The 15147-nt window shown below is 70.3% G+C and carries 11 protein-coding genes; 6 read left to right on the forward strand and 5 right to left on the reverse strand.

The features are described from left to right. Window positions 1-48: 48 nt before the first annotated feature. Window positions 49-1011, forward strand: coding sequence for a DUF5937 family protein (locus tag ACFWQC_RS07885; RefSeq protein WP_378675483.1), 963 nt, complete (start codon window positions 49-51; stop codon window positions 1009-1011). A gap of 50 nt (window positions 1012-1061) precedes the next feature. On the opposite strand, the gene ACFWQC_RS07890 is transcribed toward ACFWQC_RS07885, so the two are convergent. Together ACFWQC_RS07890 and ACFWQC_RS07895 are read right to left on the reverse strand one after the other, a co-directional pair. After that, window positions 1062-2561 carry an amino acid permease gene (locus tag ACFWQC_RS07890; RefSeq protein WP_378675486.1) on the reverse strand — a complete coding sequence of 500 codons (1500 nt, stop codon included), beginning with the start codon at window positions 2559-2561 and terminating at the stop codon, window positions 1062-1064. A gap of 54 nt (window positions 2562-2615) precedes the next feature. Beyond that, window positions 2616-4283: a tannase/feruloyl esterase family alpha/beta hydrolase gene (locus tag ACFWQC_RS07895; protein ID WP_378675489.1), complete on the reverse strand. Its 1668-nt coding sequence runs from the start codon at window positions 4281-4283 to the stop codon at window positions 2616-2618. Between the two features lie 189 nt (window positions 4284-4472). On the opposite strand from ACFWQC_RS07895, the gene ACFWQC_RS07900 reads away from it, so the two are divergent. Genes ACFWQC_RS07900 through ACFWQC_RS07920 form a run of 5 tightly spaced genes read left to right on the forward strand, consistent with a single transcriptional unit; the run spans window position 4473 to window position 9121 of the window. Then, entirely contained in the window at window positions 4473-5246 is a 774-nt protein-coding gene (locus ACFWQC_RS07900; protein WP_378675491.1) for an ABC transporter ATP-binding protein, read from the forward strand. Beyond that, a complete protein-coding gene (locus ACFWQC_RS07905; protein WP_378675493.1) occupies window positions 5239-5931 on the forward strand; it encodes an ABC transporter ATP-binding protein in 693 nt (230 codons plus the stop codon). Before ACFWQC_RS07900 ends, ACFWQC_RS07905 begins: the two co-directional genes overlap by 8 nt. Window positions 5932-5981: 50 nt before the next feature. Continuing rightward, the gene (locus ACFWQC_RS07910; protein ID WP_378675496.1) at window positions 5982-7229 is read left to right on the forward strand and encodes an ABC transporter substrate-binding protein; all 1248 of its coding nucleotides are present in this window, start codon (window positions 5982-5984) and stop codon (window positions 7227-7229) included. 24 nt (window positions 7230-7253) lie between these two features. Beyond that, window positions 7254-8126, forward strand: a complete 873-nt coding sequence (locus ACFWQC_RS07915) for a branched-chain amino acid ABC transporter permease (protein ID WP_355018197.1) — start codon at window positions 7254-7256, stop codon at window positions 8124-8126. Continuing rightward, window positions 8123-9121 (forward strand): branched-chain amino acid ABC transporter permease, encoded by a 999-nt coding sequence (locus ACFWQC_RS07920; protein WP_378675500.1) that lies wholly within the window; start codon window positions 8123-8125, stop codon window positions 9119-9121. Before ACFWQC_RS07915 ends, ACFWQC_RS07920 begins: the two co-directional genes overlap by 4 nt. A gap of 7 nt (window positions 9122-9128) precedes the next feature. Here ACFWQC_RS07920 and ACFWQC_RS07925 read toward each other — a convergent pair whose 3' ends face one another. The 3 genes from ACFWQC_RS07925 to ACFWQC_RS07935 all read right to left on the reverse strand — a co-directional run bounded on the left by ACFWQC_RS07925 (window position 9129) and on the right by ACFWQC_RS07935 (window position 15073). Beyond that, a complete protein-coding gene (locus tag ACFWQC_RS07925; RefSeq protein WP_378675503.1) occupies window positions 9129-11024 on the reverse strand; it encodes a helix-turn-helix domain-containing protein in 1896 nt (631 codons plus the stop codon). 123 nt (window positions 11025-11147) lie between these two features. Next, window positions 11148-13289: a thioredoxin domain-containing protein gene (locus tag ACFWQC_RS07930; RefSeq protein ID WP_378675505.1), complete on the reverse strand. Its 2142-nt coding sequence runs from the start codon at window positions 13287-13289 to the stop codon at window positions 11148-11150. 32 nt (window positions 13290-13321) lie between these two features. After that, window positions 13322-15073 (reverse strand): beta-galactosidase family protein, encoded by a 1752-nt coding sequence (locus ACFWQC_RS07935; RefSeq protein WP_378675508.1) that lies wholly within the window; start codon window positions 15071-15073, stop codon window positions 13322-13324. Between the last annotated feature and the right edge of the window lie 74 nt (window positions 15074-15147).

Raw genomic sequence — 15147 nt, forward strand, 5'->3', positions numbered from 1 at the left:
TTGTCGCACCCAGCACCCGCGCGCGCTAACGATGTAGCGTATTGCTTCATGATCAGGTACGAGCTGGCCGGCCCCGACCTGAGCGAGGTCCGGTTCGCCATCTCACCGCTCAACGAGCTCACCCTCTCGTTGCGAGCGCTGCGCGACCCCGGCCGGTTCCCGCTCCACCTGCCCTGGCTGCGCACGGTCGCCGCGGCGGACCTGGATCGGGAGACCCTGCTCGCGCTGACCAACGAGCGCCTCTGGACACCCGACTTCCTCAACCCGCGACCGCGCAACCCGCTCGCCCGGCTCGAGGACGAGCTCGAGGTGATGGCGGCGACGTCACCGCAGCGCGTACGTGCCGATCTCGACGCGGTCCACTTCGACAGCGGCCCGCCGCCGATCCTGAGCGGACGCCCGCAGGAGGTGCTACGCCGCGTCCTCACCGCTCTCCGCGGCTACTGGGACGCCTGCTTCGAGCCCCACTGGCAACGGATGCGCGCGGTGCTGGAGGCCGATATCGTCCATCGCGGCCGGACGATCGTCCACTCCGGCATGGCGTCGATGTTCGCCGGCATCTCGCCGCGGGTCACCCTTGCCGACGATCTCCTCACGATCCGGCTCACCACGTCGAAGGTCGACTACCGGCGTACGACCGCGGGCGACGGGCTCACCCTGGTGCCCACGCTGTTCAGCCGCAATCCGTCGACGCCGATCTCGCCCGAGGAGCCGCCGGTCATGTTCTACCCGGCACGCGGTCTCGGCACGCTGTGGACCAGCGACCGGCCGCAGGCGCCGCACGCGCTGCGCGACCTCATCGGCGAGACCCGCTCCGGGCTCCTCACCCTGCTGGAGGCTCCGGCATCCTCGACCGAGCTGGCCGTACGCCTCGGGGTGACCCCTACGGCCGTCAACCAGCATCTGCGGGCGATGCGCGCAGCCGGACTGCTGACCTCGGCCCGCCACGGCCGATCGGTGCTCTACCTCCGCTCCGACCTGGGCGATCGCCTCCTCGACGCCGGCAACTGAGAAGGGGCGCGCGGCCATCGGCCCCGCGCCCCTTCCTCGTCATACGAGCCTCACATGTGCAGCGGCTCGACAGTCTTGTCGTCGCCACCCTTGCCGACCCGCGAGTTGCGGTAGCCGTAGAGGAAGTAGATGGCGAAGCCGATCGCCATCCAGACCAGGAACCGCAGCCAGGTCTCGACACTCAGGTTGAGGGTCAGGTAGATGCAGATCAGCGCGGCCACGATCGGCAGCACCGGGCTGAACGGCACCTTGAAGGAGCGCGGCAGGTCCGGGCGGCGCTTGCGCAGGATCGGCACGGCGATCGAGACCAGCGCGAACGCGGTCAGGGTGCCGATGTTGACCATCTCCTCGAGCTGGCCGACCGGGGTGAAGGTGGCCACGATCGCGACGAAGATGCCGATGGTGAGGGTGATCCGGACCGGGGTGCCGGTCTTCGGGTTGACGTGGGCGAACCTCACCGGGAACAGACCGTCGCGGCTCATCGCGAAGACGACCCGGATGGCGCCGATCATCAGGGTCATCACGACGGTGGTCAGACCGGCGACGGCGCCCGCCGAGATCAGGGTCGCGAAACCGCCGCGGCCGACGTCGCGGAACGCGGTGGCGAGCGCGGCCTCGGTATCGATCTGGTCGTACTTCACCATGCCGGTGATGACCAGGGCGACGGCGACGTAGAGGATCGTGCAGATCACCAGCGAGCCGATGATGCCGCGGGGCAGGTCACGCTGGGGGTTCTTGGCCTCCTCCGCGGTCGTGGCGACCACGTCGAAGCCGATGTAGGCGAAGAAGACGACCGACGCGGCGGAGATGATCCCGAGGACACCGAAGGTCTGCGGCTCCAGGCCGAAGGCCCACTGGATCAACGGCTGGTGGATGCCCTCACCGCTGACGGTACCGGCGCGTTCGGGGATGAACGGGTCGTAGTTGGAGCCGGAGACGTAGAACATGCCGGCGACGATGACGAACAGGACGATGAAGAGCTTGACGGCGACGAGCGCGAGGTTGACCCGCAGCGACTCCTTGATGCCGATCGTGATCAGGCCGACCAGGACGATCACGAGCAGCAGCGCGGCCAGGTTGGGCTGACCGAAGTCGGCGTTGGCATCCGGCCCATAGCCTTCGGGCCAGCCGAGGCCGATCTCCTCGAGGAACGTCACCAGATAGCTGCTCCAGCCCTGCGCGACGACGGAGGCACCGAGCACCATCTCCAGGATCAGGTCCCAGCCGATGATCCAGGCGAGCATCTCGCCGAGGGTGGCGTAGGAGAAGGTGTACGCCGACCCCGAGACCGGCACGGTCGAGGCGAACTCGGCGTAGCACAGCGCCGCCAGGCCACAGCAGATCGCGGCGATGATGAAGGAGAAGACCACACCCGGCCCTGCATACTCGGCCGCGGCTCTACCGGTCAGCGTGAAGATTCCCGCTCCGATGATGACGCCGATCCCGAAGACGGTCAGGTCGACGGAGGTGAGCCGCCGTTTGAGCTTGAAATCAGGGTGGTCGGCATCGGCGAGGGACTGCTCGATGGACTTTGTTCGCCAAACAGACATGAGGAATAGCAAACCATCTCGATCGGTGGACTCGATAGGTCGGGGGGCAAACCTTTATCCGCCGCACCGGAAGCTGCTCGCCTCCGAGGCGGGGCCGCCGACGTACGCGGGCCAGGCCGGCCATTCGCACAGCGGCCGCGTCCGGGCGGCTCCGGCGTTGCCGTCGGCGACCACCTGGTTCTCGCCCGGCGCGACGCCCCGCTCGGCCCACTTCTCCAGGGCCGTGAGCGAGTCGTACGAGGCGGAGAAGGCGACCGGGGCGAAGTTGGCGTGGTTGGCTCCGGACACCAGATAGAACCGGGAGAACCCCTCGGTCGCCCGCTTGCCCATCACCCGCTGGACGCGCTGGTAGTAGTCGATCGTGGAGCGGTGGCTGACCAGCTCGTCGGCGGCCCCGTGGACCATGATCAGCCTGCCGCCGGAGCGGGCGAACGGGCGCAGGTCGGCGTCGTTGACGTCCTGCAGCGCGGTCAGCTCGCTGATCCGGCGCTGCCACTTCCCCGGCGCGGCCGGGTCGATCGCGAAGGGGCTGATCTGCGGGTCGCGGGCGACGAAGTACTTGGCCCACTGGTTCCAGAACTGCATGCCGTAGCCGGCGGTCACCGGCATCGGGTCGGCCGGCGCGATGGTGCCGAAGCCGAGGACCGGCGTCGACATCCGTGCCCCGGACAGCAGCGGGAACCCGGGGTAGCCCCGCTCCCCGCTCGCCACCCGGTAGGGCAGCCGCCAGCTGCTGTCGGCGACCACCACCGCGTCCACCTGCTCGCGGGAGAGGCAGGTGTCCTCGGGCGTCTCGCCCTCGCCGCACAGCAGCGACTCCGGGTCGAAGTCGCAGCCGGCCTCGTCGGAGATCACTCCGTCCGCGAGCCCGTCGCCGCCGTCGCAGGCGGCCAGGACCCGCTGCGCCACGAGGTCCTGCTGCGCCTTCGACGGGAACGCACCGGGCTTGGCGAACTCGTGGGTGATCCGGCCGAAGAAGAGGTCGAGGGTGGCGGCGTTCCAGGCGGGGTAGGCGGAGATCACCCCGTCGAAGTCGCGCGGCCAGCGCTGCGCGACCGCGAGGGCCTCGCGCCCGCCGGTCGAGCCCCCGGCGAAGTAGGTCGTGCCCGGTCCGCGTCCGAATGCCGTCGCGATGACGAACCGGGCGGTGTCGTGCACCTTCTTGAGCGCGTCACCGGAGAAGTTGCGCACCGCCTCGTCGTTCTGGCCGAACCAGCCGTCCAGGCTGGCGATCGGGTGGCGGCCGGTGTCGGCCTGATGGCCGGAGTCGCTGGCGTAGGTGGCGTAGCCGCGTCCGAGCGGGGTGCGCTGGTCGACCGGCCCGAAGGGCACGTTCTGAGCGAGGTTGGGGACGGTGCCGTTGTAGCCGCCACCACCGAACATCATCGACTTCCCGTTCCACCCCTGCGGCAGCGCCAGGCCCATCCGGATGTCCGGAGCGGCGGGGTCGACCGGGTGGATCGCGACGTCGGCGCGGCAGTAGGCCGGGAGCGCGGTCGGGCCGGTCCCGGAGGCCGGCATCGATGTCGTCGCGGTGACCTCGGCACCGGTGGTCGGCAGGCCGATGCGGTGGGCGGGGATCATCAGCCCGACCAGCGACTCGCAGGCGACGGCCGTGGACGGGGCGGCAGACGCGGGCGTCTGACCGGCGACCAGGGCCGCGGCGGCGAGGGCGAGCGAGGAGCCGACGGTCAGGGATCTGCGTACGAGGGTGGGGGCCATTGCTCCAGGATCGCGACGCGGTGTGACCTGCGCCATGTGGCCGCCGCACACAACTCCGGTGCGCGCGATGTGGCCAGCCGAGAGTGGAGCACCGAGAGGCCGGCATGGGGACGAGCCACACAACGGATGGGTCCAGTGTGTCCCGAACCCCTATGGCGTACGTCTCACCACTTCCCTAGCGTCGCCCCTGTGACGAGCACCACACCGGCGCCGAGGTGCGCACTACGGACCGAGGGTCTCACCAAGGACTTCCGCGGCTTCCGCGCGGTCAGCTCCGTCGACCTGGAGGTCGCCGAGGGCACCGTACACGCGCTCGTCGGCCCCAACGGCGCCGGCAAGACGACCCTGTTCAACCTGCTGACCGGGTTCCTCAAGCCCACCGGCGGACGGATCACGGTCTTCGGTGACGATGTCACCGGGATGGCACCGGAGCGGATCACCCGCCACGGGGTGGCCCGCTCCTTCCAGATCACCAGCCTCTTCGAGAACCTCACCCCACGCGAGCACGTCGAGATCGCGCTCCAGGGGCTGACCAACCAGGGGCTGAAGTTCTGGCGCTCGGAGAAGCTGCTCGGGCGCCGCCGCGAAGAGGTCGACCGGCTGCTGGCCGAGGTCGGCCTGACCGAGCTGGCCGACAAGCCGACCGGGCTGATGGCGTACGGACAGAAGCGGGCGCTCGAGCTCGCCCTCGTCCTCGCCGTCGAGCCCCGGCTGCTGCTCCTCGACGAGCCGACGGCAGGGATGGGCATCGAGGACGTGGACCGCACCATCGAGCTCGTCCGGCGCATCGCCATCGGGCGCACCGTGGTCTTCGTCGACCACAACATGCACGTCGTCGCCCACCTCGCCGACCGGGTCACCGTCCTGCAGCAGGGCGCGGTGCTCGCCGAGGGGCCCTACGACGAGGTGCGCGCGGACCCGCGCGTCATCACCGCCTACCTCGGAGAGGCTCACAGTGCTTGAGGTAGAGAAGCTGAGCGCGTGGTACGGCGAGGCGCAGGCCCTGCGCGAGGCCACCCTGAGCGTCGGCGCGGGCGAGGTCGTCACCCTCGTCGGCCGCAACGGCGCCGGCAAGACCACGCTCGTACGCTGCCTGATGGGCCTCCACAAGCACCTGACCGGGTCGATCCGGCTCGACGGCCGAGAGATCACCTCGCTGCCCGCGCACAAGCGGGCGCGCGCGGGGCTCGGCTGGGTGCAGGACGACCGCGGCATCTTCGCCAACCTGAGCGTGGAGGAGAACCTCCTGCTTCCGCCTCGCGTCTCCGAGTCGGCGTGGACGTTGGAGCAGGTCTACGACGCCTTCCCGGCTCTCGGCAGCCGCCGGCGAGCGGGTGGCACGACGCTCTCGGGCGGTGAGCAGCAGATGCTCGCCGTCGCCCGGGTGCTCCGCACCGGTGCCCGCCTGCTCCTGCTCGACGAGCCCTCCGAGGGGCTGGCCCCCGTCATCGTCGCCCAGATCGGCGACATCGTGCGGACCGCGAAGCAGTCCGGGATCGGCGTGCTCCTGATCGAGCAGAACGTACGTTTCGCCGCCACCGTCGCCGACCGCCACTACCTGCTCGCCCAAGGCCGCCTGGTCGAGAGCCTCGACAACGACGAGTTCGTCGAACGTCAGGACGAGCTACTCGAACACCTCGGGATCTGACGTACGTCCCCAGAGATCGAGCACAGCCCTACCCCACGAGGAGAGACACGATGAACAAGCGACGCACAGCCGCCGGCGCCTCGATACTGATGGCAGGCGTCCTGGTCACCGCAGGCTGCGGAGCCGGCGGGCCGAGCGCGAGCGGGGGCGACTTCACCGACGACAAGGTGGTTCTCGCCCTGCTCAACGACGCCTCCGGTGTCTACAAGGACGTCTCCGGCCCCAACTCGAAGATCGCGATCCAGATGGCGATCGACGACTACCAGGAGAAGTACGGCGACGAGGCCGTCGTCGACGACATCGAGGTGACCTCTGCCGATCACCAGAACGAGCCTGATATCGCCAACACCAAGGCCCAGGAGCTCTACGACCGCGAGGGCGCCGACGTGATCCTGGACGTGCCGACCTCGTCGGCGGCGCTGGCCGTCGCTACGCAGGCGAAGAACAAGAAGAAGCTCTACATGAACATCGGCGCCGGGACGACCGAGCTCACCGGCGCGCAGTGCAACAAGTACACCTTCCACTACGCCTACGACACCTGGATGCTGGCCAACGGCACCGGCACCGTCGTGACCGAGGAGGGCGACAAGAACTGGCAGCTGATCTACCCCGACTACGCCTTCGGCCAGGACATGGTGAAGTCGTTCACCGGCGCGATCGAGAAGGGCGGCGGCAAGGTCGCGGGCACGATCGCGACGCCGTTCCCGAACGACAACTTCGCGACGTACATCACCAAGGCGGGAGCCGCGAAGCCGCAGGTCATCGGCACCATGCACGCCGGTGGCGACCTGATCAACCTGGTCAAGCAGTACAACGAGTCCGGGCTCAAGGACCAGGGCATCGACCTGGCCGTCGGACTGATGTTCATCTCCGACATCCACTCGCTCGGCGTCGAGGCGTTCGAGGGCACGATCTTCACCGACGCCTGGTACTGGAACCTCGACGAGAAGTCCCGCGAGTGGGCCGACCGCTTCATGGAGGAGACCGGCGACAGGCCGACGTACGCCCACGCGGGCAACTACTCGGCGGCGACGCAGTATCTCGAGGCGGTCCAGGCGGCCGGCACCGACGACGCCGACAAGATCGTCGAGGAGCTCGAGGGCAAGAAGGTCGAGGACATGTTCCTGCGCAACGGTGAGATCCGCGCCGAGGACCACCGGGTCATCCACGACGTCTACCTGGCTCGGGTCAAGGGCCCGGCCGACGTCAAGGAGGACTGGGACTACGAGGAGATCATCAAGACCATCCCGGCCGAGGAGGCGTTCCGTCCGGCGGCCGAGTCCGGCTGCTCGCTGTAGGCGGCGAGGTCTAGAGGGATTGGTATGAACGCGGTTCTGCAGTACACCGTCCAAGGGCTCGCGGCCGGCAGCTTCTACGCTCTGGCCGCGCTCGGGCTGGCAGTCATCTTCGGGGTGCTGGGCGTGGTCAACTTCGCCCACGGCGCCTTCTACATGCTGGGAGCGGTCGCCGCCGCGGTGCTCCTGGACACCGTCGGGATGAGCCTGTGGCTGGCGCTGATCGTGGTGCCGCTGCTGATGCTGGTCTTCGGGATGCTGGTCGAGCGGCTGCTGGTGCAGTGGCTGCTGCCGCTCGACCCGCTCTACAACCTGCTGCTCACCTTCGGGCTGACACTGCTGCTGGTCGACCTGGTCAAGCGCCGCTACGGCGTGAGCGGCCTGCCCTACGAGCGCCCCGCCGCACTCGACGGACGGGTCGAGCTGGCCGGGGTCGGGCTGCCGATCTACCAGCTCTTCGTGATCGGTGTCGCGCTGCTCGTCTGCCTCGGCGTCTGGCTGCTGATGACACGTACGCGGGTGGGCATGATCGTCCGCGCCGCGACCGAGCGGCCCGAGCTCGCCGGTGCGCTCGGGATCAACGTCGGGCGCTGGGTGACACCGGTCTTCGGTTTCGGCGTCGCGCTCGCCGGGCTGGCCGGGGTGCTGGCGGCACCGTTCCGTGCGATCACCGCCGAGATGGGCAGCGACTTCATCATCATCCTGTTCGCGGTCGTGGTGATCGGCGGGCTCGGCTCGATCGTGGGCGCCGTCGTCGGCGGCTTCCTGGTCGGGCTCGTGGAGGCGTTCGGGCAGGCGTACGCACCGACGTTCTCGCAGGTGCTCATCTTCGTGCTGATGGCCGTGGTCGTCCTGGCCCGGCCGGCCGGGCTCTTCGGCCGAGAGGAGGCGACGGCATGACGTCCATCGCTACGGCTGGTGCGAGCGTCACCGAGCAGCATGCGGCGATCGCGGGCGCACGCCCGTGGCAGCGACTGGTCGTGCTGGCCGTCGGGCTGGTGGTGGCGCTCGCGCTGCCGTGGTTCGTCTATCCGCCGGTGGCGATGGACATCGCCGCGTGGGCGCTCTTCGCGGTGGCCCTCGACCTGCTGCTGGGCTACTGCGGGCTGCTCTCGTTCGGCCATGCCGCGTTCTGGGGCGGATCCGCCTATGCCACCGGGCTGATCGCGATCCATCTCGGTGTGCCGTTCCCGGTGGCGGTCCTCGGCGGGGCGCTCTTCGCGATGCTCCTGGCGGTGCCGATCGGCTACCTGTCGGTGAAGCGGTCCGGGATCTACTTCGCGATGGTCACCCTCGCCTTCGCGCAGATGCTCTTCTTCATCGCCAACCAGGCCTCCTCGCTCACAGGAGGGGAGAACGGGCTCCAGGGCGTGCCGCGCTCCTTCTTCGGGATCGAGGCCGTCGAGACCGACTCGTTCTTCTTCTACTACGCGGCGCTGCCGATCATCCTGCTCGGGATGTGGGTCGCCTGGCGGATCGTCCACTCCCCCTTCGGACGGGTGCTGGTCGCGATCCGCGACAACGCACCGCGGGCCCGGGCGCTGGGCTACGACGTCGAGCGCTACAAGCTGATCGTCTTCGTGCTCTCGGCCGGGCTCTCCGGGCTGGCCGGCGGCGTCTTCGCCGTCTCGCACGGCTTCGTCGCGCTGCCCGAGCTGCACTGGGCCACCTCCGGCGAGGTCGTACTGATGACCGTGCTCGGCGGGATAGGCACCCTGTGGGGCGGCGTCATCGGCGCCGGGCTGATCGTGATGCTCGCCGACTACCTGGCCTCGTCCGGGTTCGACGGGATCGGGATCGTCACCGGCGCCGTGTTCGTCACCGTGGTGCTGCTCTTCCGTCGCGGGATCTGGGGCACCGCCCGCCACCTCTGGCTGACCCGTCGTCGTTCCTGAGCCTGCTCTAGGCGACCAGCTGATGGAGCCGGAGCGCCAGCTGCACCTCGAGCTGGCGCTCCGGCTCCTGCCAGCCCTTGCCGAGCAGCCGGGTGACCCGCTCCAGGCGCTGGGTGACCGTGTTGACGTGCACGTGCAGCGCGCCGGCGGTGCGGGTGAGGTTTCGGTCGGCGGCGAAGTAGGCCCGCAGCGTCTCCACCAGCTTCGACCCCTTCGCGGTGTCGTAGTCGATCACCGGACCCAACCGCGAGGTGACGTACGCCGCCGGGTGGCCGTCGGAGCCGAGCAGGAGCCCCACGAAGCCGAGGTCCTGGGCGGTGACCACCTGTCCCTCGCGCCCCAGGGTCATCGCGGCCGCCAGGCAGCGGCGAGCCTCGTCGTAGCCCTTCACCACGGCGTCGGGACTGCTCAGCGGTCCCGGCACCGGGCCGGCGGCGCCGACCGTCACCGGCGCACCGGCGGACAGCCGCAGCCCCTCGACCACCAGCTCGCCGGCGGCGCGGGCGTCGCAGTCGGGGAAGATCAGCACGACCTGCCCCTGCCGCACGGCCGCGAACCCGTCGTGGGTGGCGGCGACGAACGTGGCCGCCTGACCGACCCGGGCTCGGTCGCCGGGGACGTTCGCCACCACCACGGCATAGGGCCGGGACAGATCCGCCTGCAGCAGCCGGCCGCGTTCGCGCAGCGTCTCGGGGTCCGGAGTGGTGCCGGAGAGGAGCTCGTCGAGGAGCTCGCCGCGTACGCGTCCCTCGGCCTCGGCGACGCTGCGGCGGAAGAGCAGCAGCAGCGCCGTCACCAGCGCCGCCCGCTCCAGGATCCGCTGGTCGCCATCGTCCAGATCCCCGTCGTCGCGGTCGACCTCGCGCGGGCCGAGCAGCATCGAGCCGAGCTGCTCGGCGCCGGCGAGGACCGGGGTGGCGTAGATGTCGCCGCTGCCGGCGGTGCGGCTCAGGTCGAGGCTGCGCCTGGTCACGGCCGCTTCGTAGTCGGAGACGGGCTCGCCCGGGGCGCTGCTGGCGATGGTCTCGCCGCTCAGGTCCAGTAGCACAACCCGGGCTCCGAGGACCTCGGCGACACTGCGTACGACATCGTCGACTCCGCCGCCCTCGACGACGATCCGGGTGAGCCGGTCATGGGCGTCGGCGGCGCGCTCCACCGTCTCGTTGCGCGTCTGCAGCTTGCGGGTGGTCACCTCGAGCTCGGCGACCGCGGCGCGGGTCTCCTCCAGCAGCCGGGCCTTGTCCACGGCGATCGCGGCGTGGGCCGCCAGGGAGACGAGCAGCGCGCTCGCCTCGGCTCCGAAGGGACGTACGGTGCGGTTGGCGGCGAAGAGGACGCCGATGACCTGGGTGCCGAGCAGGAGGGGTACGCCGATGATCGCGCGGATGCCCTCGCCGCTGACCGCGCCGTCGATGTCCGGGGCGTGCCGGAACCGCTCGTCCGGGATGTAGTCGGCGGTCGAGTAGGGCTTCATGGTCTGGGCGACCAGGCCGCCGAGCCCGATGCCGTAGGGGATCCGGGTCGAGCGGAAGGCCGCGGTCAGGATCCCCTCGGTCACCCGCATGTACTCGCCGCGACGCTCGTCGTTGAGGGTCAGGTAGGCGACGTCGCTGTTCAGCAGCTGCCTCGCCCGGGTGACGATCGCCTGCAGCACCGCTTCCAGGTTGGTCAGCATCGCCAGGTCGTTGGCCGACTCGAACAGCGCCCCCAGCTCACCCTCGCGCCGACGACGCGCCTCCAGGGTCGCCCTGACCTGCAGCGCGAGCCTCTTGGCGTAGTCGATCCGCTCCTGCTCCTCGGCGCTCGCCCCCGCCGCTCGCGCGGCCTGCGACGGTCCCTCGAAGTCGGCCTCCGCGGCATCCCCGGCCAGCAGCTCCAGGAACGCGACCACATCGACCGTCATGTGACCGAAGTTACACTTCTACGCGCGCACCGACATAGGGGATCACCACATAGTTGCCCGGGATCAGGTATGGGTTCTCGCCAGATCCCTTCGACAAGCCCTTCGACAGGCTCAGGAGGGCCCTCAGGAGATCGCCTCCACGGCGGTGACGGGACGCTCGCAGACGAACCCCCGACAGACGTACGCCGCCGCCTTCCCACCCACGGGAGTGCGGCCGCTCAGCAGCGGGATGTCGTCGCGAGCCTCGTCGGCGACGACCACCACCGCGCCCGGCTTGCGTCGGGCCGCGGTCTCGAGGGCGTCGCGGTCGGGTCCCGACGGCCCGACGACCGCGATCTCGAGCGGGCCGTCGGCCAACGTCACCGCGGCCGCCAGCGACCAGCCGGCGAACCGGGGCGCTTTGGTCATCAGGTTGCTCGTGGCCGCGAGCGCCTCCTCGGCGGCCGCGCGGTAGCGGCCCTCTCCGGTCAGCGCGTGGGCGGTGACGAGCGCATGGACCATCGCACTGGTGCCGCTGGGGCTCGCGTTGTCGGAGGGGTCCCGGGGCCGGGTGACCAGCGCCTCCGCGTCGTCGGCGGTGTCGTAGAAGCCGCCGTCCTCGGAGCGGAAGTGGGTCAGTGCGGTGTCGAGCAGCGCCGTCGCCCGGTCGAGCCACGTGGCGTCGCCGGTCGCCTGGGTCAGGCTCAGGAACCCCGATGCGACGCAGCCGTAGTCCTCCAGCACTCCCGCGTGCGCGCCGGCCACGCCGTCGCGGCTGACGCGGAGGAGGCGGACTGTGTTGGTTTCGACACCGGCTCGCTGGCGCTCGCCGGGCTCAACCGACGGTAGTTCGCTGGTCGAGCCGCCGGAGCCGCTATGCGACCGAGTGAGGTCGCCCGGCGAGCTTGCTCGTCCGGGCGCGCCGAGCGAGGGAGCAACCGAGCGAAGCGAGGTCGGCGGAGGCGTGCCGAGACCAACACAGTGCTCGTCCCACAGCAGTCCCCCCGCAGCGAGTGCCGCGTCGAGGTAGCGCGACTCCCCCAGCAGCAGCCCGGCATCGACCAGCCCGCTGATCGCCAGCCCGTTCCAGGCCGCGACGACCTTGTCGTCGCGGGCGGGGCGCACCCGCTCCGCACGCGCCGCCAGGAGCCGCGCCTTGACCGACTCGAGCCGCTCGGTGTCGTCGGGCCGGTGGCGCAACTGGAGGGTCGAGGCACCTTCCTCGAAGGTGCCGGCCTCGGTCACCTCGAAGACCTCCGCGGCCCAGGCTCCGTCCTCGGCGCCGAGGACGTCGACGAGCTCGCCCGGGGTCCAGACGTAGAACTTCCCCTCGACCCCTTCGCTGTCGGCGTCGAGCGCGGAGGCGAACCCACCCTCGGCGGTGCCGAGCTCGCGGATCATCCAGTCGGCGCTCTCCCGGGCGACCCGGTCGCCGAGCTCGGTGCCGAGGCGGGCGTAGAGGCCGACCAGCTGGGCGTTGTCGTACAGCATCTTCTCGAAGTGCGGAACGACCCAGCCACGGTCGACGGCATAGCGCGCGAACCCGCCCCCGACCTGGTCGTAGATCCCGCCGCCGGCCATCGCGGCCACGGTCCTCGAGAGCATGTGCGAGACCCGCGAGTCCGCCCCGAGCGCGCCGGCCGCCCGCCGCAGGAACTCCAACACCATCGACGGCGGGAACTTCGGAGCACCTCCGAACCCGCCCGCCATCGGATCGAACTCCCCCGCCAGCGTCTCGACCGCGGCATCGACGTCGACCTGCCAGTCGCCCGCGGCCCCGGCCGCCCCGGAGATGTTGGCCAGGTGCTGACGTACGTTCTCCGCCACCGCCCCGATCTCCGAGCGCCGCTGCGTCCACGCCTCCGAGAGCGCCTGCAGCACCTGCGTGAACGCCGGCTGCCCGTGGCGAGGCATGTCGGGGAAGTAGGTGCCCGCGAAGAACGGGTTGCCGTCGTGGTCGAGCACGACCGTCATCGGCCACCCGCCCGACCCCGTCATCGCCGTCGTCGCCGCCATGTAGACCGCGTCCACATCCGGCCGCTCCTCCCGGTCGACCTTGATGTTGACGAAGTGCTCGTTCATGTACGCCGCGGTCGTCTCGTCCTCGAACGACTCGTGAGCCATCACATGGCACCAGTGGCAGGCGGCGTACCCGACCGACAGCAGCACCGGCACGTCGCGCTCGCGCGCTTCGGCGAACGCCTCGGGTGACCACTCCCACCAGTCGACAGGGTTGTCCTTGTGCTGCTGGAGATACGGGCTCGTCGCTGCGCCAAGTCGGTTCACGGTTCCATGATCCCGCAGGCCCAAGCGGGGGCTCAGTCCTCGAGCGGACCCAGGGACGGCCCGGCGACGAACCGGGCCGTCGGATCGGCGAGCACCTCAAGCTCCAGTACGACCAGCTCGTTGCCTTCGGGACGCAGCACCGGGCCCGGCACGAAGAGAGTGCGCTGCGGCCCGCGGCGCCAGTAGCGGCCCAGGCAGAAGCCGTTGATCCAGGCGATGCCCTTGCCCCAGGCGGTGGTGTCGAGGAAGAGGTCGACGTGGGGCTCGGCCGAGAAGAGTGCGCGCCACGCGGTGGGCCCGACTCCGGAGCCACGGCCGTCCGGTGGGCCGGTCTCCCACAGGCGCGGCACCCGGTCGAGGTCGATGGCCAGGACCTCCCAGTCCGTGAGCGGCACCCCGTCGAGCAGAGCCGGCCCGACCAAACCCTTGTGCTCACCGATGCGGGCGCCGTAGTTGACCCGGCCCTGGTCCTCGACGACCAGCTCCAGTCCGCGCCCACGCGGGAGCGCGATCGCCCGCTCGTCGTGCTCCCGCTCGAGGACGCCGACCGGAGCGCCGTCGAGGAAGACGGCCGCCCGGTCACGGACCTCGCCGAGTGCGAGGACGCCCGGGCGGTCGCCCGGCAGCTCGGTCCGGTAGACGGCCAGACGAGTGTCCGTCTCCAGCTCGTCCAGCACCGGCAGCGACTCCCAGCTGCTCCAGGAGCCCCATCGCGCCGGGTCATCGAGCAGCCGGACCGGCTCGCCCAGCTCCACCGTCTGCTCGGGCGCGGGACCGGCCAAGCCCGGGACCTCGGCCGGCACCGGCGCATAGCGAGAGATGACCTCGCGGAACGCGAAGTACTTCGCGGTCGGGTTCCCGGCCTCGTCCAGGGGAGCGTCGTAGTCGTACGAGGTCACCGTCGGCCGGTAGATCCCCTTGTCGTTGGCCCCGCTGGTCAGGCCGAAGTTCGTGCCGCCATGGAACATGTAGACGTTGACCGAGGCGCCGGCCGCGAGCAAGGCGTCGAGCTCTTCGGCGGCCCGCTCGACGGGGGTGGTGTGGTGCCGGCCTCCCCAGTGGTCGAACCAGCCGTCCCAGAACTCCATGCACATCAGCGGCCCGGTCGGCTGGTGGTCGCGGAGGGTGCGCAGGCGGTTCACGCTGTCCGACCCGAAGGAACTGGTACGCAGCACCCCGTCGAGGCCACCGGCGGCGAGCATGGCATCGACGGGCTGGTCCACGGTGACCAGCGGCACGCCGATGCCGGCGCCGCGGATGATGTTCGCGATTGCCTGCAGGTAGTCCTGGTCGTCACCGTACGCGCCGTACTCGTTCTCCACCTGGACCAGCAGCACGGGTCCGCCCAGGTCGACCTGGTGCGGGCGCACGAGCGCCAGGACCTGGTCGAGGTACTTCTCGACCTCGTCGAGGAAGCGCGGCTCGTGGCGGCGGATCCCGACGCCCGGCTCCCGGAACAGCCAGGGCGGCAGCCCGCCGTTGTCCCACTCCGCACAGATGAACGGCCCCGGACGCACGATCGCGTGCAGGCCGGCCTCTCCCACCAGGCGCAGGAACCGCGGCAGGTCGAGGATGCCGTCGGTGTCGAAGACGCCCGGGCGAGGGCTGTGCGCGTTCCACGGCACGTAGGTCTCGATGGTGTTGAGGCCCATCAGCCTGGCCTTCTCGATCCGGTCCGCCCAATGGTCAGGATGGACCCGGAAGTAGTGCAGCGCGCCGGACAGGATCCGGAACGGCTCACCGTCGAGGAGGAAGTCGGTCTCGCCGATCGTGAACTCGGGCATGCCTACCTCTCGCGAGGGACCGACAGCCGCCGTTCCGCGATGTGCGGCGGCTGTCGGTCCTTTCCAGTCGTGGG

This window comes from Nocardioides sp. NPDC058538, assembly GCF_042719275.1.
GTDB lineage: Bacteria > Actinomycetota > Actinomycetes > Propionibacteriales > Nocardioidaceae > Nocardioides.